This is a genomic window from Neobacillus niacini (genome assembly GCF_030817695.1).
GTDB lineage: Bacteria > Bacillota > Bacilli > Bacillales > Cytobacillaceae > Neobacillus > Neobacillus niacini_F.
The window spans coordinates 2,714,874-2,737,732 of the sequence record NZ_JAUSZQ010000002.1 but is presented as its reverse complement, the minus strand read 5'-3'; the positions used below and the strand labels follow the sequence as shown (position 1 = coordinate 2,737,732).

Below are 22,859 nucleotides of genomic sequence, written 5' to 3'. Positions count from 1 at the left end.
AAACCGCCCATCGATTTAACCTTTAATAAGTATATTCAATAGGCGGGGTATTGTTAATCATCGTTTTTTTAGTATTCATCAAGCATTGGTTAACATTAGACCTCTATCAATTAACACTGGAAACTCCTGGTGCAAAAGCTTTATGTCTCCAAGCTGGTTTTTAAGCACTAACTGCTGGTCAGGAAGTAGATTTCGTTTTACGAGGATTTCCATTATCTCTATCCTTAATAGCCAATCCTCCTTAAACTCAGTGGTTAATTTTTCAATCACTTCTACTAGCACTGCTTCCATATTATATACTTTGTTTTCGCGGATACTTCTAACCTTCCCATACAATTGTTCTAACGGGGATAACTCCCTTTTTACAAGCAGTTTTGTCTCTACTTCCTCTAAATCTGCATAAAATTGCTCTGAGTCTGCGGCACCAGCAAAAACGGAGGTAATTTTGTCTCCAACTGCCAAATCATACGTGCCCCAATCACGTTGAAACAAAGTCTTCTCTTCGTATGAAACCGTACAATCTTTAAACGATATCACCAGAAGTTTGCCATCTTTCCGCTGGAATTGCTGCGGTGTCCCGGAAACCTTAACTCCACTCTCATACTCGATAGTAGATTCCTTTCCTATCTCTATTCCAATTCCTTTAAGCTCCTCATCATTAAGGTCCTCTAATGGATTTAGGCTGTTTCCCATTTTTCCAATGGGTGCTCCGAATCCGTCCTGATGTGTCGTTTTTCCATGCCCATGCAATTCTGTATTTTGATAAGACAAGGCTGAAGGTCCTTCTGTTTGGATGTATATCGCTTCCCCTTTTTCATCCTTGATGATGTTACGTAAGGTTCCCGTTAGCTGCAGACCTGAGCTATATTGAATCGTAGCCGTATGATTTGAACGAAGTGCTTTATCTAAACCTTTTGTTCCACCAACCTTAAACGCCATCGTTTTTGAAAACTCCATCACTGCATCGATTAACTGATCAAAGCTGTCACAAACGAAAAGCTGCGGCTGGGGTTTGGTAATATCAAAGCCGGTTTCTATAACCGTTTGCAGGTCGAAAGGAATTTTCTTAACCGAATCAGTTAAACTGCTTCTTCCTTCCGATACAGAAGATAACAATCCAGCTCCATAGATTTGTGGGTGATCAACACTTCCAATAAGCCCGTATTCAACGGTCCACCAATATAAACGCGAAATTTGTTCCGCTTCTGATAATTCAGTTACAGCTGCTTGCTTTTCCTCAAAATTAGCTTTCGCTGCCTCGATTTCTGCTTTTGTTGCTTTTCCGCTTTCTAATAAATTCGAATAGGTGCGTACTGCTTCAAATAATTCATGCTCTTCACTTGTAGCCAATGCTTTTGAACCGATTTGGCCAAATAACTTTACATACTCCGAGAATTTCTCTTCGCAAAGAATAGGTGCATGACCCGCGGCTTCATGAATGATATCAGGTGCTGGTGTATATTGAATATTTTCTAGTTTACGAATGTCAGAGGCTATCGGCAGAATCCCATGTGCTTGAAAGTCGAAGAAAATAACACCTGGAATAAAGCCATCAATATTGGCTGCTCCCCAGCCAAAAGGCTCTAACGCTTTGTTCATATCTGTTACATTAGGTATTTTCTCAATGGATATCCCAGAAGATTTTAACCCGCCAACATACGCTTGATGGGCGGTATCTTTTAAATAATTATGGTTTTGTCTCATCACATAACGCCAAACCGCATGATCAATCGGTGTGTATTTCTCATATTGCTGGTCAACGACATATTTCTGTAAGTGTCTTGGAATTTTCTTTTCTTCCCCCATATAGAAATCTCTCCCTTTAGAAGAAAATTAACTTTTCTTTTGTAAATAAAATTCATCATATTTTGTGGCTAATTGAAAATCCAAAGCAGTTAATCCCCTTACATTCCATGATGAAAGTCTTAAAGTTACGACCTTATAGTCTATTGAAATAAATGGGTGATGGTTAACCTGCTCAGACAGGTTTGCCACTGATTGGACGAAATCAATTCCTTTTAGATAATCGCCAAAACGATACTTTCGCTCAATCCATTTCTCATCGGTTAATTTCCAGTTCGGAACGGAGGATAACATTTCTTGAACTTCTGAAGGCAATAATTTTTCCATTCGCTTCTCTCCTTTATACTAATAAAGCGCTTTCATTAAAATTCGCAGTGATCATTAAATATTATTCAATTAGAATAAAAAAAACACTGTCAGTTTTCTCTTGTTTTGAAACGAAAAAAATCTACCTGTCTTTAGGTAGATTTTTTCTTATATATTAATCAAATGTTACATTAATTTGGACAATTTCAGACCGTGTCCCGATTCGGAGCGGCAAGCCCCAGACACCATAGCCGGAAGAAACAATCGATTGGAGCTGCCCTTTTTTCAAATAGCCGAAATCATTTTCAAAAATCGTATTCGTTATAAGATTACCAGGTGCAACCTGTCCGCGATGTGTGTGACCTGATAAAATAAGGTCCACCCCGTTCTTTTCGGCAATATCTAAATCATATGGCTGATGTTCAAGCAGGAAAACGGGTTTCTTCAAATCGACCTGCTTCATTAACTCCGGAAGCTCCGCTCTTACAACATCCTGGTATCCTCTATCTTTCCTGCCTACAAGGACAATCCCTTCAGGAAGGTTCAGGACCTCGTCATCTAAAACCTTCATACCGCTGTTATTAAAAATCTGCAAAAGGTCCACGTCATCTCGATCATGATTCCCTAAGGAAGCATAAACAGGCGCTTTGATTTGTTTTAGTATCCCTGGAATTCCCTTTTCAAGAAAAGGTGTAATATCATCATCGATAATATCTCCCGGAAAAAGTACTAAGTCTGGTTTTTGAGAATTAATATACTCAACGAGTTTTTTAGCCTGCCCGCTTCCCGATAAATCCCCAAAATGCATATCTGAAGCCATAATAATTTTCAGGTTTTGTTTCCCTTCTACCTGTTTCGGGATATTAATTTGATAGGTTGTCACTTTAGGACTGTATGCATTAAACACTCCGAATAAGAATGAACCAATGATCAAAACGAAAACGGTGTATCCCGTCCATTTGATAAACTTTTCTTTTTGTATCTTTGTAAATCTTCTTAAAAAAACCGCAATATTCGCTGCAGGCAAGAACAATATTAAAAAGTAAAATAATGACAGCCAAGCAGCCCCAAGCCAAGTAAACAATAAACTCTCATCGAGCCAACGTGAAAAAACAAAAGAATAAGCAAAAATAACGAGAACAACCCAGAACATAATTTTTATACTCTTACGGTCGCCACTAATTTGTTTCAGCCAAACCCAAATATTATAGCCAATGTAAAAAATTAATACATTATATAGTAAGATAATTCCTATTCCGACAGCCCACACAGATGTAAATCTCCTTTACATTAGAAGTCATACCTCTATTAGACAATAATTGACCTTTTATCACAAACAATATGTATTAGTTATTTCCCATTTATTATCAAGGGTGATATTACCATCCCTTCCTCCTTTCATTTTTTGATACAATTTTAAAGTCAGAGAATAATAGGGAGGAATCAATTGATGAAGAAACGAACAATCCTCCTCGCCCTGGTAATCCTTATTACCTTTACAGGGGGAATTTTTACAGGAGTGTTATATTCAAAAAATAAAATAAATCAAGCGTCAAAGCCGCTTATAATAGAAAAAGCTTCAGAATCAACAAAAAAACTTGCAGAAAAAACGATTCCAGGGGAAAGTTTCGAGGAATCTAAAGTGTTAATGGGTTATGTACAGGATTTTCGTGATCCGAATGTGGTTGATTATTCAAAGTTAACACACGTAATTTTCTCGTTTGCTCATCCGACAGCAGATGGAGGGATATTGCTAAATGGTGATTCAGCTATTAATAATCTACGAGCGATGGTTAAAGAAGCTGACAAACACAATACAAAAGTAATTTTAGCGGTTGGCGGCTGGTTTCATATTAATGGCGGGGAATCCTATGAACCATTTAAAACAGCCATCAGTAATCCTGATTCTAGGACGAGACTAGTTAACGAACTTACTAGTATCGTGGACCGTGAAAAACTAGACGGGATTGATATTGATTTCGAACATCCTCGTTCAAAAGCTGATGCTGCAAACCTGGCTGCCTTTGCGAAGGAACTAAGCGAGCAGCTGCATCCAAAAGGCAAAGAGCTATCGATTGCCGTTTATGCAAAAATCCATGCGGTGACAGGCACCGAAATGGGCTTTGTCATTTTTGAACCTTCCACCTTTCAGTATGTTGATCATGTAAATATTATGGCATATGATGGTCAATGGGATGGCGGATACAATGCAGCTAATCTATCTCCTTATCCTTTTACGGAGAATATAGTAAACTATTGGTCCAATCTATTTGATCAAAACAATCTGGCAAAAGAAAAGCTTGTTTTAGGAGTTCCTTTTTATGCTCAGCCTGAAGACCCTGCGATTAAACAGGTTTCTTATGGTGCTATCGTAAACAGTGATCCTGCAAACGCTGTGAATGATACAGTGAGTATGAATGGAACGACTTATCATTATAATGGTGTTGAAACCATTAAAAAGAAGACCAATCTAGCACTTGATCACGGCTTTGGTGGAATGATGCTGTGGGAGGCTGGTCATGACAGTAAGGGTCCACATAGCTTAACAATAGCAATATATAATGAACTAGTTAAATCGAGCGATATCCTCGCAAAGAAATAACAAAAGGCTGCACACTCTTAACGAAGAGCGTGCAGCCTTTTTCTTATGCTTGTAAATTCATTAATCTTTCTTTTACTTCTTCTTCGCTTAATCCATGCTGAGCAACATAGCGGTTTCGTGGGTGCGTTCTGCATTCATGTGAACAGCTTCTTAAATGACGGTGTTCATTTTCCTCAGAGCAGAGAATCTTTTTATTACACTCCGGATTCGCACAGTTTACGTAACGCTCACAAGGCTCACCTGTGAAATAATCCTTACCTACCACCACATGCTCTTTTTGATTGACTGGCACACTAATACGCTCGTCAAACACATAAAGCTGTCCATCCCATAATTCCCCTTGAACTTCTGGGTCTTTTCCGTACGTCACAATTCCGCCTTCTAATTGTGAAACATCCTCAAATCCTTCTTTTACAAGCCAGCCAGAGAATTTTTCACAGCGAATACCGCCTGTGCAATACGTAAGAATCTTTTTACCTTCGAATTGTTCCTTATTTTCTCGAATCCAGTCCGGCAGATCACGGAAATTTAATATATCAGGGCGAACTGCGCCTCTGAAATGACCTAAATCATATTCATAATCATTACGTGCGTCAATCACAACCGTATCTTCTCTTTGCATAGCTTCGAAAAATTCTTTCGGTTTTAAATGCTTGCCGGTTGTAACAAGAGGATCTACATCGTCTTCCAAACGTAATGTAACAAGCTCTGGTCGTAGACGTACACGCATTTTTTTGAATGCATGCTCCGTTGATTCATCAATTTTAAAGACGGTACCTGCAAAAAGCGGGTGCTCATCCATATATTTTATATAAGCATCAGTTTGCTCAACTGTACCTGATACAGTACCGTTAATTCCTTCAGATGCAATAATAATACGGCCTTTAAGACCTATTTCATTACAAAACTGAAGATGTTCTTGCTGAACCTCTTCAGGATTTTCTATATTGACATATTTATAATACAATAACACTCGATAATATTGATTCATATTTACCACCTTACTAACTTTTATACATTCTTTATATTAATAACCGAATTATTATATCAATAATCACACCTATATGACAATTAATTAGAATTATTATTCCCTTTTTATAAATGAAAAAGGCATCCTACCAATGATTTTAATTGGGTAGGATACCGATTTATGGATTGATTGTAGATATAATAAAAAGTGGTTATTCTCCAAATTGCCATACACTATGACTTAGGTTCCCATATCGGAAGCTGCGATGTAATAATTTTGCTTTTTGACTATCATCCGCTGCCCCCATTGCGTAAAAAATCGGAATAAAGTGTTCATTTCCATATGGAGGTACAGCATATTGTGCAGTTGGAGCGAGTGAATCATACTTAAACAATGAATCTGTATCCCATGTATGAAGGTGATGGGCTAACCAATCATCGAACTCAACTGCCCATGTATCTATTTGTCCATTTTCCGCAAAATTCACTGCTCTCAAATTATGAACGGTTCCTCCGCTGGCAATGATGAGAACATCTTTAGCACGTAACGCAGCCAGTGATTTTCCGATTTTATATTGTTCTTCCGGAGTAAGAGCTGGGTTAACCGACATTGCAATAACGGGAACATCTGCATTTGGGTAAAGTAAACGAAGCACCACCCATGCACCATGATCCAAGCCGCGTTTCGTTTCAATGTCAAAAGGAATACCATTTTCTTTGAATAAGTCAATTATTTCATTAGAAATTTCCTGTGATCCTTTAGCTGGATATTTAATCGTATAGAGCGCTGGGTCAAATCCACCAAAATCATAAATGGTGTCATATTGGTCTACTTCGCTTACTTTTTGCGCTCTAGACTCCCAATGGGCGGAAAATAAAACAATTGCTTTTGGGCGTGGTAAAGAATGGCCTAATTGATTTAAAAATTGAGTATACTCATTGTTCTCAATCGCAAGCAATGGTGCACCATGAGCGATAAAAAGTGATGGCATCATAGTCCTATTCCCTCCTTTACTAAAGTGATTGTGTCTGGTTATTTTGTCCTTTGAAAATCACTTTATCTAGCGCAAACATCTTACTATCGTTGATGGCAATAAATAGTGCGATTGCTAGTAATGCTAAATCTAATTCCCAGCCAGCACCTTGACCATTTCCTAAAAAGCCGCCTGCTAATTTTGCTGTTACAATTGCTCCAAGCATTAATAACACAAACAATCCTGATACAATTCTGCTGCCTAAACCAACGACTAATGCAAGTCCTCCAACCATTTCTAACAATGCAACCCCATACGCTAAAACACCTGGAAGACCGATGGAATCAAACCAGCCAACAATATTTTCAATTCCACCTTGGAACTTTACTAAACCATGAACAAAAAACGTAACCCCTAATACTAAACGTAAAATGAATGTACTTACTTCTATCTTTTTCATATTTCTGTCTCTCCCTTAATGTATTATTATTTTTTTAAATCTTGCATTAACCAGTTTGTAAAATCCTGCAAATTCCTTAAGGAAACACTATGTCCTTCTTGGTATGTCTTAAAAGTAACATTTGCACCCAATTGACCAAAATACTCGTTGTTGGCAAGTCCCCATTCAAATGGAAGCACTTGGTCCATTTCTCCATGTGAAATGAATACTGAAACTTCATTCACAGGCTTGATCTCATACTCTTCTTTTACAAATGCCGGAATGTAACCACTTAGTGCTACAATTCCTTTAATTCTACTGCCTAGTGTTAAGCCTAGCGTCATCGCTAAAATCGCACCTTGACTAAAACCTAACAAGTATAAATGAGATCTATCTAGCGGATACTGTTCGCATGCATAGTCAATAAAGCTCGTAAGCTTACTTACGCCTTCATCAAACATTTCTCGATGCGGCTTGCCGTAACCTTCAATCGTAAAGAAAGCAAAGCCTGGTGGCTGCGAGAGATGACCGCGAATACTGAAAATGTAGAAGTGTTCTTCTAACCCGTTTACTAAAGACAGCATGTTTTGTTCATTACTGCCGATTCCATGCATGATAAACAATGCGGGATATTCTTTATCAGGATGGATCTCTTTTGGACGGCGAAGCTCATAGATCATTGGCGCACTCATATATTCATCCCTTCCGTGTGTATTTTATTAGTTAATAAAGATTCATATTTGTAAACACATTAATAAAAAATAAAATGTTTTTTAATATGAACATTTGTTGCTTATAGGATAACAACGAATCTTATGGATTGTCAATAGAATTTTTGCTAATATATAAATATGTTCTATATTAGGAAACAGATAAAGGGTGGTCAAACTGGATATCGGCGCAAAAATTCGTGCAATAAGAAATCGAAAAAAAATCACAATAGCCCAAATGTGTGAAGGGACTGGCCTTTCAAAGGGATTTATCAGCAATGTAGAAAATAATAACACCTCACCTTCGATTAGTACACTCCAAACCATTGCCAACTATTTGGAGGTTCCATTACCTTATTTATTATTAGAAAAAAAACAGCATTTACGCGTAGTCAGAAAAGATGCCAGAACAACAACCTCATTAAATCAGTTAAAAATAGAACACATTTCATCAATGGGTGGCTTGAGCTTAAGAAGTGTGGAGTTTCCACCAGGCGCTTCGATTGGAGACGCCCACGCGCATGAAGGAGAAGAATGTCATTTAGTGCTAGAAGGGAAAGTTTTAGCAGAGCAAGGAGAAGATTCAGTAATCTTAGAAGAAGGTGACTCCTTTAGCTGGAATGCAAGTGTTCCACACACGGTGAAAAATGTTGGGGATTGTAAAGCGGTTGTTTTAATAGCGGTTTATTCTAATACAGCGTTCTAAGGATTAACAAGTGCGATTCCTCCTACAGGTATACATAAATCTTGCAGTAAAACAGAGCATTTATTCACCAATAATGCTCTGTTTTAAATGAAAGACTAACGAAAATTCTGAGCGATTTGATCGATTACTTTTATACCTTTTCTTAATAAAGTATCAAACATTACCATTGTCACTTTGGCATCTGTTATATGTTCATCAAATTGATTATAAATATCTTGTTTTAATACGAAACTTGTATTCCCTAAATAGTCTGGACGGGTAATAATTTTTAAATGATCTCCCAAATTTGCTTCCCTTCGATACAAAACCTCCATTTTTAAAACAACCGTTCCAATACTCATTTCTTGAAAGTCCATTAAAGATATTCCGCAATTTTCATACCAATTTACACGAGCATCCTCCAAAAACTTAACGTATCTACAATTATTCACATGACCTAATTGATCTATATCTTCATTTCGTGTTTGAAGTGTAAAAATAGTTTCCATTACTAACCTCCCAAAACTTTGAACCACTGCGCAAAGTATAAAATTAAATGCCTTCGTAATACCAGGTACCATCCTGAAGAAATTTTTTACATTGGTTGTTTATATATAAATACTCCAAATGAGCAAGTGTTTCTCCAACAGCAAAACGAGTTTCATGGATATTCAAATTTCGAAACAACTGTTGATTAACCTCATAGATGGTAGCCGGTTGTTTAATAGCGTCATACGTCTCTGCTAATCTTTGAAGATGATGTTCCAATAATTCTTCAATCCTTTGATTGGCATTTCTAAATGGCTCCCCATGAGAAGGGATTACATAGTCAACGTTCAATTCTTTAATTTTTTCCAAAGAAGTCATAAAGGATTGTAATGGATTCCGATTACCTCTGAACCAGTATGAAATATTAGGAGATATTCTTGGTAGAATATGATCGGTTGAAAATAAGATACTATTCTCTTTATTAAATAAAGTGATTAATCCATCGGAATGCCCCGGTGTGAAGATAACCTCGTATTCGTATTTGCCGAATACGATTTTCATTCCTTCTTCAAGAAAATGTTGAACCGTTGGATATGGCCTTACTTGTGGGTTAAAACCCTGTTCATCCGTCGTAAGCTCCTGAGGTAAATGATCAGGAAGCCCACATCTGTTATAGTTTTGATTTACAATTTCTAATGAATCTGGTTCCCAATAAGATAACCCAGCCTCCGTATCAATTTCTGTCATCCATACCTCTGCATTTGTAAGCTGCTGCAGTGTGCCTGCATAGCCAAAATGGTCTGGATGGTAATGAGTCAGAATGATGTCCTTTATTTCATGCTTTTCTATGATAGGTCTCCATATGTCCCTGGATACATCATTATTTAGTCCTGCGTCTATAATGGTCCACCCGTTTGTCCCTTCAGCTAAAAAGCAATTTACATGATTTAGTCGAAAAGGCAGCGGTATGGTTACTTGTGTTACACCGAATTCATTGAACAAAAACCCTTCTCCTCCCTCTTACTTCTTATTTACCTTTGGCTGTGTTAAATTTGTCTGTTAATTTCCACTCCAGGCACTTCGCTTTCCGCGGGCGGTCCGGGGAGCCTCCTCGACGCTACGCGCCTGCGGGGTCTCCCCTGCCCCGTCCTCCCGCAGGAGTCTTCGTGCCTTCCGCTCCAATTAACAGGGTGCAAAAAACAACAAATAGCTTTAACACAGCCTAATTAAAAAGGAATAAGCAACAAAAATAAATTTTTGCTGCTTCTTCCCCTTTATTCGTTCTTATTCACTAATTCTTTCAATGATTGTTCCGTTGGCCATACCGCCGCCTTCACAAATAGCTTGTAAGCCATAGCGGCCGCCTGTTCTCTCTAATTCATGCATCATTGAAATCATCAATTTTGCACCTGTTGCTCCAAGTGGGTGTCCAAGGGCAATCGCTCCCCCGTTAGGGTTCAATTTCTTAGGGTCTGCCTTAATTTCTTCTAACCAGCACATTGGTACCGGAGCAAACGCTTCATTTACTTCGTAGGTGTCCATATCTTCAATTGTCAGCCCTGCTTTAGCTAGAACCTGTCTTGTTGCTTCAATTGGACCAGTCAGCATCAATGTTGGATCAGAACCTACTACAGAACGGGCAACAATTCGGAAGCGCGGTTTAAGCCCTAATTCCTCCGCTTTTTCACGTGACATCAATAATACAGCAGCAGCGCCATCACTCATTTGGCTGGCATTTCCTGCATGGATTTTTCCATCTTCTTTAAAAACTGTTTTTAGTGTAGCCAATTTTTCAATAGTAGACCCTTTACGCGGTCCTTCGTCTTGTTTCACAACAACTGTACTTCCATCCTCTAGGGTTACTTCTAATGGCATGATTTCTCTCTCAAATCTTCCTTCTTCTTGGGCTTTCAAGGCACGATTGTGGCTTTCTACGGAAAATTCATCTAACTGGGTGCGTGTAAATCCCCACTTGTCAGCAATTCTTTCTGCCGATAAACCTTGGTGAATAATTTCATACCTCGAAGTCAGCTCTTCACTTGATGTTGAATTTTGACGAGTCGAACCAAGTGGAACACGTGTCATGCTTTCTACTCCCCCGGCAATGACAATATCCATATCACCGCTGAGAATGGCTTGAGCCGCAAAATGAATGGCTTGCTGACCAGATCCGCACTGACGATCTATTGTAGTTGCAGGTACATGGATAGGGAAATCTGCGATTAGTACCGCATTACGTGCAATATTTAGACCCTGTTCTTCTACCTGTGAAACACAGCCCATGATGACATCCTGTACAATTCCTGGTGAAATACCAGCACGATTTACTAATTCTCTTAAGACTTTAGCAGCCAAATCATCCGGTCGAACGTTACTTAATAGCCCTTTTCTTTTCCCAACAGGTGTACGAACACCCTCAACAATAACAACTTCACGCATAATATCTTCCTCCAATTTAAATATGATTTTTTTGTAAAATTTATCTTGGGGCCATACGAATGGCGCCATCTAAGCGGATGGTTTCACCATTAAGCATGGCATTTTCAATAATAGACTGTGTTAATTGGGCATATTCAGAAGGACGTCCAAGTCTGGATGGGAATGGAACTTGTGATTCCAATGCAGCTTTTGCCTGTTCCGTTAGTGAAGCGAAAAGAGGTGTTTCAATTAAACCAGGTGCGATGGTCATCACTCTGATTCCTGATTTCGCCAAGTCGCGTGCGATTGGAAGCGTCATTCCTACGACACCACCTTTCGAAGCACTGTAAGCTGCCTGACCAATTTGACCATCAAATGCGGCAACCGAGGCGGTATTGATAATAACTCCTCTTTCGCCTTCTTGATTTGGTTGATTATTCACCATTTGAACGGCAGCAAGGCGAATGACGTTAAAGGTGCCAATTAAATTGATTTCAATTACTTTTTTGAAACTATCAAAACTATGAGCTTGATTTCTTCCTACCGTTTTTTCTGCAACAGCAATACCTGCACAATTCACTACAGTATTTATACTGCCAAACTGAGCAATCGCTGAATCAATTGCATTCTGTACATCTTCCTCACTCGTTACATTCGTTTTGTAAAAAACAGCATTTTCTCCTAATTCCTCTGCTAAAGCTGAGCCTCTTTCTTCTGAAAGATCTAGAATCGCGGCTTTACCGCCGTTTTTAACAATATTACGAACAGTTGCTTCTCCAAGCCCAGAAGCACCGCCTGTTACCAAGGCAATGGATTCTTGTATTCTCATCTTCTTTTCCCCTTTCTTTTATTAAAAACCTAATTCTTTCAAAATTTCATCTGTATGTTCCCCTAAACCGGGTGCATGCCGTCTAGTTGTAACAGTTGAGTTTGATAGTTTAATAGGATTTCCTATTTGCTTGATTACTCCCGCCTTTGGGTGTATGACGTCTTCAATCATGTGACGATGTTTAATTTGTGGATCATTTGCGAGTTCTTCTGGAGTTAAAACTGGGGAGACACAGGCATCAATACCTTTGAAAAGCTCAAGCCATTCCGTCAATGTTTTTTGTTGGATAGCTGTTTGAACTTCCTGCTTCATTATGCGCTGCTGTTCTAGGGGTTCATCCAGTTGGTCTATTAATTTTTCCTTATCAATGACTTTGCAAAAATTTTTCCAAAACTTATGTTCAAGTGCGCCAACTGAAATAAATCGATTATCTTTTGTTCTATAAACCTCATAGCATGCTTTCCCGCCGTTTAAAGTTAGTTCCCCGCGATTTGGCATCTCGCCGGAAGTCCAGTAGTTTGGCAGAATCGTATGCATCCATGACAGCGCACCATCAAGCATGGAAATGTCCACAAATTGACCAGTGTTCGTTTTCTTCGCATCAATAATGGCCAGTAAGATTCCCACTGCAGCCATCAATGCCCCCCCGCCAATATCACCGATTTGAACGGAAGGAATGAGAGGTTTTTCGTTTGGAGCTCCTTGTAAATGCAGCAGCCCCGAATAGCTCAGGAAATTTAAATCATGTCCTGCCTCTTTGGCGTATGGTCCCGTTTGCCCATAACCGGTTATCGCGCAATAAATTAGTTTAGGATTATGTACCTTTAACTCCTCATACCCAAGTCCAAGACGATCCATAACCCCAGGCCGGAATGATTCTATCAAGACATCTGCTGTTTTTACCAAAGAAATAAACGCATTTTTATCCTTTTCGTCTTTAAGATCTAGGGTAATGCTGCGTTTATTACGATTTAATGAGATAAACATAGCACTTTGATCATCGTTTACTCTTGGTTCGTACCAGCGGGCGTAATCCCCGTTTTTGGGATCTTCCACCTTTATCACATCTGCTCCATAATCAGCCAGTAGTACTGAACAATAAGGTCCTGGCAGAAGTCTTGTAAGGTCAAGGACACGTATGCCTTCAAGAGGTAACAAACTATCATCTCCTTATTAACAAAATACCTTTAGTGATAACGTTTACATCCCTATTTTAAATAATAGCAATTTTCTTATAATTTTACAATTGATTTATTTTTTGAACCTGTGTTTAAAATCCGTTGATTTTTCACATTTGCTGTTCTATATTTAAACAAAGGGTAAAAAAATTATCACTAAGTGGAAAAAAATATATAGAATTGTAAGATTGATAAGTTAGGAGGTTTAAGTCATGTCTTCTTTCAGAGCGCAGAAAATGGCGAAAAAAAAGCAGGAAATCCTACGTTCTGCTGCAGCGGTTCTTGTTGAAAAAGGATACCAAGGAACAACGATGGAGGAAATTGCCGCCAAGCTTCTGATGACAAAAGGATCGATGTATTACTATTTTAAAAATAAAGATGACCTTCTGTATCAATGCCATTTAATGATTATGGAGATTTGTCTAGATGGAATTGAGAAAGTTATTGAAAGTGAACTCAACCCAGTCGAAAAGCTAAGAAATGCCATTAAGGAACATATTCTACTTGCTACTAGTGAAAAATCAATGTTTATGGCTTTATCGAAGCCTAATCATAACTTTTCTGAAAAGCAGCTACAAGAAGTTCTCGAACTAAGAAAAAATTACTCTCATTATTTTGATAAAATCATTCAGGAAGGTATAGAAAAACGTGCATTTGTTCCTGTGGATGTAAAAATGGTTCGTTTAATTGTTTTGGGTGCTCTCAACTGGATCCAAGAATGGTATGACCAAAATGGTCCTCAAAGTGCAGAAGAAATCTCTGAAGCCTATGCTGCCTATTTATTAAAAATGTTAGTGAAAGAATAAATTAGCTGGAGTGACAAAAGATTTGTTCATTTTGATTTTCGGCCCAGCAGTCTACCTGCATTGACCCAAATACCCCTTTATACGCTCTTCGGTCACTCCAGACTAAAGCCTCCTTGTAATACGAGGAGGCTTTGCTTGTCATCCTATTTTTTCTTCATTTTCCGCACTTAATAGGATTCTCTTATTCGAAGTCACCGGGGTAAGGTTTGCTCTCTTCAATAAATAGTTTAAATGATCCAGTGGCATTGACCCATGACCTTTTCCATCTTCTAGTGTGAATTGAACGGTAATCCCATTATTAGTGGTAACTGTCAACGATTCTGCCGAATTAAAATTCCCCTTAATACTTTGAGAAATTTGATACTTCATTCCTGATTCAATAGACATTTTCTATCTCCTTCAATGGTATTTTAATCTTAGTATTCTCCGATAATTTTTATTCATACAAAATTATTCCATTTTGCTCCAATCAAAACTGGTTATTAAAATAAGATGTGATAGAATATCCCTATCTATTAGGAGGTGCGCTTATGGAAGGGTTTCATCATTTATTGAAAAGGCAGCGTGATTTCTTTCAATCTGGAAAAACAAAAGATATATCATACCGAATAGAAGCATTAACATCCTTAGGGGACATGATTCGTTCAAATGAGACAGAAATAATGTCCGCTCTTAAGAAGGATTTGAATAAGAGTGACTTTGACTCCTATATTACCGAAATGGGAATATTACTGGAGGAAATACGTTTTACTCTCAAACATATTAGAGATTGGACACAGCCGAGAAAAGTGAAGACGGCAATGACGCAAATAGGATCAAAGAGCTATATTTATTCTGAACCATATGGGATAGCATTGATCATTTCTCCTTGGAATTACCCTTTGCAATTAGCCATAGCTCCACTGATTGGTGCGATTGCTGCTGGGAATTGTGCGGTCCTTAAACCCTCTGAACTAACACCAGAAACATCTAAGCTTATGGCAGGTCTTATTAATAAGACATTTCCAGAAGAATACGTTTCTGTTGTCCAAGGGGATGCTGAAACCACTCAGCTTTTACTAAAAGAAAAATTCGATTATATCTTTTTTACTGGAAGTGTTACAGTTGGAAAGGTAATTATGGAAGCGGCCGCAAAGCACTTAACTCCTGTTACGCTTGAATTAGGAGGAAAAAGTCCTTGTATCGTTCATCATGATGCGAATCTTAAATTAGCAGCAAAACGGATTGCTTGGGGCAAGTTTATCAATGCTGGTCAAACATGTGTGGCACCTGACTATTTATATGTAAACAAAGACATCAAGGAAGAATTTTTAAAAACCTTCAAAGAAAGTATTAATGAGCTATATGAGGATATCGTAAAAAATGGTGAATTTACGAGAATCGTAAGTGAACGTCATTTTAATCGTGTAACAGGGTTACTTTCGAGCGGAGTAATCCTCCATGGCGGGAATTCTTCTAAGGATACTCTTACCATTGAGCCGACAATCCTTGGCAGTGTTACGTGGGCCGACCCAGTGATGCAGGAAGAAATTTTCGGCCCCGTCCTCCCAGTCCTTGAATATGATCATGAAGCAGAAATAATTCAAAAAATTAATGAACACCCTAAACCATTAGCTCTCTATATTTTCTCTGAAAGCAAAGAGTTCCAAGAAACGATCCTAAATTCTATCTCTTTTGGCGGCGGCTGTATAAACGATACCGTCATGCACCTTAGTTCTCCATATCTCCCTTTTGGCGGTGTTGGTGAAAGTGGAATTGGAGCCTACCATGGCAGGGGCAGCTTTGATATCTTCTCTCACCAGAAGAGTATCTTAAAACAAACCACTACCTTTGATCTACCATTTCGATATCCAAATCGTAAAGACGCACTAAAACAAATCAAACGCTTTATTAAATAAAAGCGTAAAAGCCTTGCAGATTGTGTTCTGCAAGGCTTTTGTATTGATTAAACCCAGCCTCTGAATCGTGAAGCTTCGGCTACTTTCTTTATTCCAACCATATAAGCCGCTAACCGCATATCCACTTGATGTGTCTGAGCTAATTGATATATTGTGTCAAAAGAACGAATCATTACCTTCTCAAGCTTTTCCATTACTTCTTCTTCCGTCCAATAGTACCCTTGATTGTTTTGCACCCATTCAAAATAAGAAACCGTTACACCGCCGGCACTTGCAAGTATATCGGGAACAAGAAGAATTCCACGTTCTGTTAAGATCTTTGTGGCTTCAAGAGTGGTAGGTCCATTTGCCGCTTCAACGATAATGCTGGCTTTTATATTAGCAGCATTTTCTTCGGTGATTTGGTTGGAAATGGCAGCCGGTACCAGAATGTCGCAGTCTAATTCAAGTAATTCTTTATTGCTGATGGTATCATTAAAAAGCTGTGAGAATGTACCGAAGCTATCTCTTCTATCAAGCAAATAATTAATATCCAGTCCATCAGGATCATAAACCCCGCCATATACATCGGAAACAGCGACTACCTTCGCACCTGCATCATGCATAAATTTAGCTAAGTAGCTGCCTGCGTTTCCAAAACCTTGGATAACTACTCGAGCTCCTTTTAAATCTTTTCCTTTTTTCTTGACCGCTTCATTAATACAAATGGTAACACCTTGGGCTGTTGCGGTTTCACGTCCATGTGACCCCCCTAATACAAGCGGCTTACCCGTAATAAATCCTGGCGAGTCAAACTCACGCAAACGGCTGTACTCATCCATCATCCATGCCATGATTTGTGAATTTGTGTAAACATCTGGGGCTGGTATATCTTTTGTTGGTCCCACAATCTGACTGATTGCACGAACATAACCACGGCTTAATCTCTCAAGTTCTCTGAAAGACATCTTCCTAGGGTCACAGATAATACCGCCTTTACCTCCGCCATATGGAAGGTTAGTTATCCCGCACTTTAAACTCATCCATATCGATAGGGCTTTTACTTCGGCTTCATCTACATTAGGATGGAAGCGCACACCGCCTTTTGTTGGTCCAACTGCATCGTTATGCTGTGAACGGTATCCGGTAAATACTTTTACCGTACCATCATCCATGCGGACCGGTATTCGGACTGTTAATAAACGAATCGGTTCTTTTAATAGTTCATACATTTCGCTATTATAGCCTAATTTGGTTAGCGCTTCCTGTATCACTGTTTGCGTAGAATAGTATAAATTTAAAGATTCCTTTTCTTTTTGTTGTTCTTTTGACATTTCATTTATCACTGTCTTAACAGACATGTTAGACACCTCTTATTTTAGTGGAATATGAAATTATGATTTTAAGCTAAAACGTTTGTAATCTTCTCAACAGCCCAATCGATATCTTCTTTCGTAATAATAAGCGGCGGTGCAAAACGAATAACAGTATCATGTGTTTCTTTACATAATAAGCCTTCTTCCTTTAACTGCTCACAGTAAGGTCTTGCTTCTTCTGTCAGTTCCACACCAATAAATAAACCTCTGCCTCTTATTTCTTTAATTCGAGGGTGATTGATTGTTCTTAATTGTTCAAGGAAATAATTGCCTAATTCAAGTGAACGTTCTGCTAGTTTTTCTTCCTCAATGACTTCTAACGCTGCAATTGACACCGCACAAGCAAGTGGATTTCCCCCGAAAGTGGACCCATGTGAACCTGGATTAAAAACGCCTAAAACATCGGAGTTAGCCACCACACATGAAATTGGGAATACGCCTCCACCTAATGCTTTTCCTAAAATCAACATGTCAGGGTTAACTTCTTCCCATTCAACAGCAAACATTTTTCCAGTACGCGCCAAGCCAACTTGAATTTCGTCGGCAATGAATAATACATTATGTTCTTTACATAAATCAGACGCAGCTTTTAGAAATCCGTCTGGTGGTAAAATGATTCCTGCTTCACCTTGAATTGGTTCAATTAAGAATGCAGCTGTATTAGGCGTAATAGCAGTGTTTAATGCTTCAAGATCTCCATAAGGAATGAGCTTTATGCCCGGAAGCATTGGGCCAAATCCTCTCTTATATTCAGGATCAGATGATAAGGATACTGCACCCATTGTCCGGCCATGGAAGTTTCCAGTACATGCAATAATTTCCGCTTGATCCTGTGCAATTCCTTTTACATCATAGCCCCAGCGGCGGGCTGCTTTAAGAGCTGTTTCAACCGCTTCAGCACCAGTGTTCATTGGAAGTGCCATTTCTTTATTGGTTAATTTGCAAATTTTCTCATACCACGGACCAAGCTGGTCATTATGGAAAGCTCGTGAGGTTAACGTCACTTTATCTGCTTGATCTTTTAAGGCTTTAATAATTTTAGGATGGCGGTGTCCTTGGTTTACCGCAGAATAAGCACTCAGCATATCCATGTAGCGGTTTCCTTCTGGACTTTCCACCCATACTCCTTCTGCTTTCGATACCACGATTGGCAGTGGATGATAGTTGTTGGCACCAAATTTTTGTGTTTGTTCGATAATTTCAGTTGTTCTATTTGTTGTAGTATTCATTTTATTTCCCCCTTATAGCGTTTCGGAAGTCGTTTTTGCTTGCATGTGAAGCAGTAAATAATCGGGACCGCCTGCTTTAGAATCTGTTCCTGACATGTTGAATCCTCCAAATGGCTGATAACCAACAATCGCTCCTGTACACGTACGGTTAAAATAAAGATTTCCCACGTGGAATTCTTCGCGCGCACGTTCGATATGCTCACGGTTATTAGAAATTAAAGCACCTGTTAAACCGTAATCTGTGTTGTTTGCGATTTTCATCATATGATCAAAATCACGAGCTTTTGAGAAAGCCACAACTGGTCCAAAGATCTCCTCTTGCATAAGTCTGGCATTTTCATCTAAATCCGCAAAAATTGTTGGTTGGATAAAGTAACCCTCAGAGTCATCGCCCTCTCCGCCAGTCATTAATCTTCCTTCTTGTTTACCAATTTCGATATAATTCATGATCTTTTTAAATGATTTATCATCAATCACTGGACCCATATAATTAGAAAGATTCTCTGGGTTACCAAGTGTAAGTGTCTTTGTTAACGCAACAGCTTTTTCAAGCACTTCATCATAAACATCCTGATGTACAACTGCACGAGAGCCTGCAGAACATTTTTGACCAGAGAATCCAAAAGCTGAGTAAACAATGCTTGCTGCAGCTAAATCTAAATCGGCATTATTATCAACAACAACTGTATCCTTACCGCCCATTTCTGCAATGACACGTTTGATCCAAATTTGCCCTGGGTGTACCTTTGCAGCCCGTTCATTGATTCTGCAGCCTACCTCACGTGAACCAGTGAAGGAAACGAACCGTGTTTTTGGATGGTCTACTAGGTAATCCCCAATCTGCGCCCCACTTCCAGGTACAAAGTTTAATACTCCATTTGGAAGTCCCGCCTCATGCATAAGATCTACAAATTTTGCAGCCACAATTGGTGTTGAGTTAGCTGGCTTTAACAGAACGGTGTTACCAGAGACAATGGCTGCGACTGTTGTTCCAGCCATAATCGCCAATGGGAAGTTAAAAGGTGATATGATAATACCTACACCTAGTGGAATGTAGTGATATTGATTGTATTCCCCATCACGGCTTTGAACAGGAAAACCTTCTTTAATGCGAAGTATTTGACGACCGTAATACTCGATAAAATCGATCGCTTCTGCAGTATCCGCGTCTGCTTCCTTCCATGGCTTTCCAGCTTCTTTTACTAGATACGCTGAAAATTCATGTTTACGGCGGCGTAACATCGCTGCCGCACGGAATAGGATATTGGCTCGATGTTCAGGTTTCCACTTTTTCCAAGATTCAAATGCAGTTAATGCTGTTTGCATGGCCTTTTCGGCAAGTTCTTGGTCCGCCATCGAAACACTTCCAATGACTTCTTCTTTATTAGCTGGATTAATAGACTGAATCTTTTTATCGGTTGTAATAGACTCTCCGCCAATCACAACTGGATATTCCTTCCCTAACTGGGATTGAACATATGAAAGAGCTTGTTGAAATGCTTGTTTATTTGCTTCTTCTGAAAAATTAGTAAATGGTTCATGCGTATACGGTTTCATTCTTTTTCCCCCTTGTCGTTTGTACAAAATAACATAATGCAAGTTCCGTGCCAAACGTAAAATCTATATTAATAAGGGATTTATATTATTAAACGCAAAATTTTTATGCGCAAAATTTTTAAAATATATTTAACGCAAAAATATTTTGCGCTATTTCAGATTATTTGTTTTAATAGAAATGATAAACAATAAGGGGAATGACTCTCATGGATCAGACAAAAATAACACTAGAATACCTGCAGTATCTTATTTCCATGTATAAAAGGATTTTAGATGAAGTGGACGTTGGGGTCCATGCTGTAGATGCTTCAGGAAATACCGTTATTTATAATTATAAAATGGCCCAAATGGAATCGATGGACATCCAGGATGTAATGAATAAGAATCTGTTAGATGTCTTTATGTTTAAAGAAGATCAAACTAGCACACTTGTAAAAGCGCTTCAAGATAGAAAAGAGACAAAGAATGTTAAACAAACCTACTTTAATAACAAAGGCCGGGAAATAACCACCAACAACAATACCATTCCTATTTATGAAAACGAAGAACTGTTAGGTGCAGTTGAAATCGCCAACGACGTGACCAAGCTGGAACGTTTAATAAAAGGGAATATCACTCGTAAAGGTAACACTAGATATACTTTTGATAGTATTACAGGGTACAGTACAGTGATGAAGGAAGTGATTGAAGGTGCTAAGCGTGCCGCACGGACCTCATCTTACGTCTTAATTGTGGGAGAAACCGGAACTGGAAAAGAGCTGTTTGCCCAAAGTATACATAATGCCAGCAGTCGGTTTTCCGGCCCCTTTATCTCTCAAAACTGTGCGGCTTTGCCTGATAACTTAATAGAAAGTCTTCTATTCGGCACAAGGCGTGGTGCATTTACCGGAGCCATCGACCAGCCAGGATTATTTGAACAAGCAAATGGAGGAACGTTGTTACTTGATGAGATTAATTCTCTTAATCTAAACCTTCAGGCTAAACTGCTTCGTGCACTTCAAGAAAAAACCATCCGCCGGGTTGGGGATACAAAAGATACCCCCGTTGATGTTCGTGTAATAGCAAATATTAACGAGGACCCGATTGATGCGGTAACTAATAACCATATGCGGAAGGACTTATATTACCGTCTTGGTGTCGTTACTGTCTTCATTCCGCCTTTAAGAGAGCGAAAAGAAGATATTCCGCTGCTTGCCCAGCTTTTTATTAAGAAGTACAACGACCTCTTTCAAATGAATGTTAAAGGATTATCAGAAGAGGTCGAAGCTTCTTTTCTAGAGTATGGCTGGCATGGAAATGTCCGTGAACTAGAACACCTGATTGAAGCGGCTATGAACATTATGATGGATGATGAAGAACTAATTGAGTACTCGCATCTTCCCTATCAATATCGAAGCAAATTGCATGTAAAAGACAGAAACACTCCTTCTGTCTCCGTTGATATGTTTTTGAAAGAAGGGACAGATATGACGGCTTCACTGAAGGATCAAATGGAATACTTTGAAAAGTCCTACATTGAACATGTCTGGAAAAATAATGATTACAACATTTCAAGAACTGCAGATGTACTAGGATTAAGCCGCCAAAGCCTTCAGTATCGAATGAAAAAACTAAAAATAAAGCAAGATTAACAAGATCTTCAAAAACTGTATTTAAACAGACTATAAAAAAGCTGGCAAATGCCAGCTTTTTTATTATCCAATAATTATTCCTCTTCCTCATCCATGATCTCTTCAAAAGCAGCAGAAACTTTATCAAATTCCTCATCGCTTTCGATTGCTGTTAAATCTCCTTCTTCGTCAACCTTTAAGAAAAAGATATCTATATCCTCTTCTGTTTCCTCATTAATATCTTCTACAAATCCTACCGCTACATAATTGGTGCCTTCTATATTGATAGAAGCTAATACTTCTACTTCCTGCTCCTGATCTGTTTCATCACTAATCGTAAAAACTTCTCCTACTTCAATATTTGCCACGGCACATCTCCCTCTCATTATAAGAATAAGCATTCATTCCATAAGTATCTCTAAAAAGCCTGGAAATAATGCTTAAAATAACTTATTTTTGCTCGATGACTTTAATAAATTCCCGCATATAATCCGGTAAATCCGGCGGGCGTCTGCTTGAGACTAAATGTCCGTCGACCACAACCGGTTCATCATACCAAGTTGCACCTGCATTTTCCATATCATCCTTAATCCCAGGAGTACTTGTTACCTTCTTACCCTGCAATATTTTCGCAGAAATTAGAACCCATCCTGCATGGCAGATTTGTCCAATCGGCTTTTTGTTTTCTTCGAAATTTTGAAGCAGTGAAAGAACTTCAGGAAAGCGGCGGATTTTATCTGGCGCCCATCCTCCTGGAACCAAAATAGCATCGTACTCTTCTCCTTTAATGTCACTATAGGAGTAATCCGATTTTGCGGGAACACCGTATTTACCTATGTATTCATCCTCAGCCTTCTCACCTGCTAAGTGAACAACTGCCCCTTCTTCTCTAAGTCTTAGAATGGGATACCATAATTCAAGATCTTCAAAATCATGATGGACAAGACTAACAACTTTCTTACCTTTTAATCGCATTATTCTTCCCTCCTCTTTTTTAATTAT

23 protein-coding genes are annotated in these 22,859 nt (G+C 38.8%); 5 read left to right on the top strand and 18 right to left on the bottom strand.

Annotated elements, in window-relative coordinates; genetic code table 11:
• Positions 1-78: 78 nt before the first annotated feature.
• The 3 genes from QFZ28_RS14070 to QFZ28_RS14060 form a co-directional block, all read right to left on the bottom strand.
• Positions 79-1,806, bottom strand: a complete 1,728-nt coding sequence (locus tag QFZ28_RS14070; protein ID WP_307195207.1) for an aromatic amino acid hydroxylase — start codon at positions 1,804-1,806, stop codon at positions 79-81.
• A gap of 27 nt (positions 1,807-1,833) precedes the next feature.
• Positions 1,834-2,130, bottom strand: coding sequence for a 4a-hydroxytetrahydrobiopterin dehydratase (locus QFZ28_RS14065; RefSeq protein WP_307195206.1), 297 nt, complete (start codon positions 2,128-2,130; stop codon positions 1,834-1,836).
• A 154-nt stretch (positions 2,131-2,284) separates the two neighbouring features.
• Positions 2,285-3,379: a metallophosphoesterase gene (locus QFZ28_RS14060; RefSeq protein ID WP_307195205.1), complete on the bottom strand. Its 1,095-nt coding sequence runs from the start codon at positions 3,377-3,379 to the stop codon at positions 2,285-2,287.
• 180 nt (positions 3,380-3,559) lie between these two features.
• Between QFZ28_RS14060 and QFZ28_RS14055 the strand changes: the two genes are divergently transcribed.
• Positions 3,560-4,711: a glycoside hydrolase family 18 protein gene (locus QFZ28_RS14055; protein ID WP_307195204.1), complete on the top strand. Its 1,152-nt coding sequence runs from the start codon at positions 3,560-3,562 to the stop codon at positions 4,709-4,711.
• A gap of 43 nt (positions 4,712-4,754) precedes the next feature.
• Here the strand turns inward: QFZ28_RS14055 and trhO are convergent, their stop codons facing one another.
• The 4 genes from trhO to QFZ28_RS14035 all read right to left on the bottom strand — a co-directional run bounded on the left by trhO (position 4,755) and on the right by QFZ28_RS14035 (position 7,785).
• The gene (gene trhO / locus QFZ28_RS14050) at positions 4,755-5,702 is read right to left on the bottom strand and encodes an oxygen-dependent tRNA uridine(34) hydroxylase TrhO (protein WP_307195203.1); all 948 of its coding nucleotides are present in this window, start codon (positions 5,700-5,702) and stop codon (positions 4,755-4,757) included.
• Between the two features lie 190 nt (positions 5,703-5,892).
• The gene (locus QFZ28_RS14045; RefSeq protein ID WP_307195202.1) at positions 5,893-6,675 is read right to left on the bottom strand and encodes a DODA-type extradiol aromatic ring-opening family dioxygenase; all 783 of its coding nucleotides are present in this window, start codon (positions 6,673-6,675) and stop codon (positions 5,893-5,895) included.
• Between the two features lie 19 nt (positions 6,676-6,694).
• Positions 6,695-7,114 (bottom strand): DoxX family protein, encoded by a 420-nt coding sequence (locus tag QFZ28_RS14040; protein ID WP_307195201.1) that lies wholly within the window; start codon positions 7,112-7,114, stop codon positions 6,695-6,697.
• A 26-nt stretch (positions 7,115-7,140) separates the two neighbouring features.
• Positions 7,141-7,785, bottom strand: a complete 645-nt coding sequence (locus QFZ28_RS14035; protein ID WP_307195200.1) for an alpha/beta hydrolase — start codon at positions 7,783-7,785, stop codon at positions 7,141-7,143.
• Positions 7,786-7,981: 196 nt separating this feature from the next.
• Between QFZ28_RS14035 and QFZ28_RS14030 the strand changes: the two genes are divergently transcribed.
• The gene (locus QFZ28_RS14030; RefSeq protein ID WP_307197033.1) at positions 7,982-8,509 is read left to right on the top strand and encodes a helix-turn-helix domain-containing protein; all 528 of its coding nucleotides are present in this window, start codon (positions 7,982-7,984) and stop codon (positions 8,507-8,509) included.
• A gap of 95 nt (positions 8,510-8,604) precedes the next feature.
• On the opposite strand, the gene QFZ28_RS14025 is transcribed toward QFZ28_RS14030, so the two are convergent.
• From QFZ28_RS14025 to QFZ28_RS14005, 5 genes are all read right to left on the bottom strand, one after another.
• Positions 8,605-8,997 (bottom strand): acyl-CoA thioesterase, encoded by a 393-nt coding sequence (locus tag QFZ28_RS14025; RefSeq protein WP_307195199.1) that lies wholly within the window; start codon positions 8,995-8,997, stop codon positions 8,605-8,607.
• A 43-nt stretch (positions 8,998-9,040) separates the two neighbouring features.
• On the bottom strand, positions 9,041-9,979 hold the full coding sequence (locus tag QFZ28_RS14020) for an MBL fold metallo-hydrolase (protein ID WP_307195198.1): 939 nt from the start codon (positions 9,977-9,979) through the stop codon (positions 9,041-9,043).
• Between the two features lie 282 nt (positions 9,980-10,261).
• A complete protein-coding gene (locus QFZ28_RS14015; RefSeq protein WP_307195197.1) occupies positions 10,262-11,416 on the bottom strand; it encodes a thiolase family protein in 1,155 nt (384 codons plus the stop codon).
• 40 nt (positions 11,417-11,456) lie between these two features.
• Positions 11,457-12,224, bottom strand: coding sequence for a 3-hydroxyacyl-CoA dehydrogenase (locus QFZ28_RS14010; RefSeq protein ID WP_307195196.1), 768 nt, complete (start codon positions 12,222-12,224; stop codon positions 11,457-11,459).
• A 21-nt stretch (positions 12,225-12,245) separates the two neighbouring features.
• A complete protein-coding gene (locus QFZ28_RS14005; RefSeq protein ID WP_307195195.1) occupies positions 12,246-13,382 on the bottom strand; it encodes a CaiB/BaiF CoA transferase family protein in 1,137 nt (378 codons plus the stop codon).
• 232 nt (positions 13,383-13,614) lie between these two features.
• Here QFZ28_RS14005 and QFZ28_RS14000 point away from each other — a divergent pair, with 232 nt between their 5' ends.
• Positions 13,615-14,208: a TetR/AcrR family transcriptional regulator gene (locus QFZ28_RS14000; protein WP_307195194.1), complete on the top strand. Its 594-nt coding sequence runs from the start codon at positions 13,615-13,617 to the stop codon at positions 14,206-14,208.
• A 138-nt stretch (positions 14,209-14,346) separates the two neighbouring features.
• Here QFZ28_RS14000 and QFZ28_RS13995 read toward each other — a convergent pair whose 3' ends face one another.
• Positions 14,347-14,595 (bottom strand): hypothetical protein, encoded by a 249-nt coding sequence (locus tag QFZ28_RS13995; RefSeq protein ID WP_307195193.1) that lies wholly within the window; start codon positions 14,593-14,595, stop codon positions 14,347-14,349.
• A gap of 143 nt (positions 14,596-14,738) precedes the next feature.
• Between QFZ28_RS13995 and QFZ28_RS13990 the strand changes: the two genes are divergently transcribed.
• Positions 14,739-16,106 (top strand): aldehyde dehydrogenase, encoded by a 1,368-nt coding sequence (locus QFZ28_RS13990; RefSeq protein WP_307195192.1) that lies wholly within the window; start codon positions 14,739-14,741, stop codon positions 16,104-16,106.
• A 47-nt stretch (positions 16,107-16,153) separates the two neighbouring features.
• Here the strand turns inward: QFZ28_RS13990 and QFZ28_RS13985 are convergent, their stop codons facing one another.
• From QFZ28_RS13985 to pruA, 3 genes are all read right to left on the bottom strand, one after another.
• Positions 16,154-17,419 (bottom strand): Glu/Leu/Phe/Val family dehydrogenase, encoded by a 1,266-nt coding sequence (locus QFZ28_RS13985; protein WP_307197032.1) that lies wholly within the window; start codon positions 17,417-17,419, stop codon positions 16,154-16,156.
• A 68-nt stretch (positions 17,420-17,487) separates the two neighbouring features.
• On the bottom strand, positions 17,488-18,690 hold the full coding sequence (locus QFZ28_RS13980) for an ornithine--oxo-acid transaminase (RefSeq protein ID WP_307195191.1): 1,203 nt from the start codon (positions 18,688-18,690) through the stop codon (positions 17,488-17,490).
• Between the two features lie 12 nt (positions 18,691-18,702).
• On the bottom strand, positions 18,703-20,247 hold the full coding sequence (gene pruA / locus QFZ28_RS13975) for an L-glutamate gamma-semialdehyde dehydrogenase (protein ID WP_307195190.1): 1,545 nt from the start codon (positions 20,245-20,247) through the stop codon (positions 18,703-18,705).
• A gap of 206 nt (positions 20,248-20,453) precedes the next feature.
• On the opposite strand from pruA, the gene QFZ28_RS13970 reads away from it, so the two are divergent.
• Positions 20,454-21,878, top strand: coding sequence for a sigma-54 interaction domain-containing protein (locus tag QFZ28_RS13970; protein WP_307195189.1), 1,425 nt, complete (start codon positions 20,454-20,456; stop codon positions 21,876-21,878).
• A 74-nt stretch (positions 21,879-21,952) separates the two neighbouring features.
• On the opposite strand, the gene QFZ28_RS13965 is transcribed toward QFZ28_RS13970, so the two are convergent.
• Both QFZ28_RS13965 and QFZ28_RS13960 read right to left on the bottom strand, forming a co-directional pair.
• The gene (locus QFZ28_RS13965; RefSeq protein ID WP_307195188.1) at positions 21,953-22,243 is read right to left on the bottom strand and encodes a DUF1292 domain-containing protein; all 291 of its coding nucleotides are present in this window, start codon (positions 22,241-22,243) and stop codon (positions 21,953-21,955) included.
• 64 nt (positions 22,244-22,307) lie between these two features.
• Positions 22,308-22,832, bottom strand: a complete 525-nt coding sequence (locus QFZ28_RS13960; RefSeq protein ID WP_307195187.1) for a type 1 glutamine amidotransferase domain-containing protein — start codon at positions 22,830-22,832, stop codon at positions 22,308-22,310.
• Positions 22,833-22,859: the final 27 nt, after the last annotated feature.

Bases quoted from the DNA above. Each gene is read 5' to 3' on its own strand.
- QFZ28_RS14010 (WP_307195196.1), bottom strand. From the start codon at position 12,224: ATGAGAATACAAGAATCCATTGCCTTGGTAACAGGCGGTGCTTCTGGG.
- QFZ28_RS14055 (WP_307195204.1), top strand. From the start codon at position 3,560: ATGAAGAAACGAACAATCCTCCTCGCCCTGGTAATCCTTATTACCTTT.
- trhO (WP_307195203.1), bottom strand. From the start codon at position 5,702: ATGAATCAATATTATCGAGTGTTATTGTATTATAAATATGTCAATATA.
- QFZ28_RS14000 (WP_307195194.1), top strand. From the start codon at position 13,615: ATGTCTTCTTTCAGAGCGCAGAAAATGGCGAAAAAAAAGCAGGAAATC.
- QFZ28_RS13980 (WP_307195191.1), bottom strand. From the start codon at position 18,690: ATGAATACTACAACAAATAGAACAACTGAAATTATCGAACAAACACAA.
- QFZ28_RS14025 (WP_307195199.1), bottom strand. From the start codon at position 8,997: ATGGAAACTATTTTTACACTTCAAACACGAAATGAAGATATAGATCAA.
- QFZ28_RS13985 (WP_307197032.1), bottom strand. From the start codon at position 17,419: ATGTCAAAAGAACAACAAAAAGAAAAGGAATCTTTAAATTTATACTAT.
- pruA (WP_307195190.1), bottom strand. From the start codon at position 20,247: ATGAAACCGTATACGCATGAACCATTTACTAATTTTTCAGAAGAAGCA.
- QFZ28_RS13995 (WP_307195193.1), bottom strand. From the start codon at position 14,595: ATGTCTATTGAATCAGGAATGAAGTATCAAATTTCTCAAAGTATTAAG.
- QFZ28_RS13965 (WP_307195188.1), bottom strand. From the start codon at position 22,243: ATGAGAGGGAGATGTGCCGTGGCAAATATTGAAGTAGGAGAAGTTTTT.
- QFZ28_RS13990 (WP_307195192.1), top strand. From the start codon at position 14,739: ATGGAAGGGTTTCATCATTTATTGAAAAGGCAGCGTGATTTCTTTCAA.
- QFZ28_RS14070 (WP_307195207.1), bottom strand. From the start codon at position 1,806: ATGGGGGAAGAAAAGAAAATTCCAAGACACTTACAGAAATATGTCGTT.
- QFZ28_RS13960 (WP_307195187.1), bottom strand. From the start codon at position 22,832: ATGCGATTAAAAGGTAAGAAAGTTGTTAGTCTTGTCCATCATGATTTT.
- QFZ28_RS14040 (WP_307195201.1), bottom strand. From the start codon at position 7,114: ATGAAAAAGATAGAAGTAAGTACATTCATTTTACGTTTAGTATTAGGG.
- QFZ28_RS13970 (WP_307195189.1), top strand. From the start codon at position 20,454: ATGGATCAGACAAAAATAACACTAGAATACCTGCAGTATCTTATTTCC.
- QFZ28_RS14035 (WP_307195200.1), bottom strand. From the start codon at position 7,785: ATGAGTGCGCCAATGATCTATGAGCTTCGCCGTCCAAAAGAGATCCAT.
- QFZ28_RS14015 (WP_307195197.1), bottom strand. From the start codon at position 11,416: ATGCGTGAAGTTGTTATTGTTGAGGGTGTTCGTACACCTGTTGGGAAA.
- QFZ28_RS14045 (WP_307195202.1), bottom strand. From the start codon at position 6,675: ATGATGCCATCACTTTTTATCGCTCATGGTGCACCATTGCTTGCGATT.
- QFZ28_RS14065 (WP_307195206.1), bottom strand. From the start codon at position 2,130: ATGGAAAAATTATTGCCTTCAGAAGTTCAAGAAATGTTATCCTCCGTT.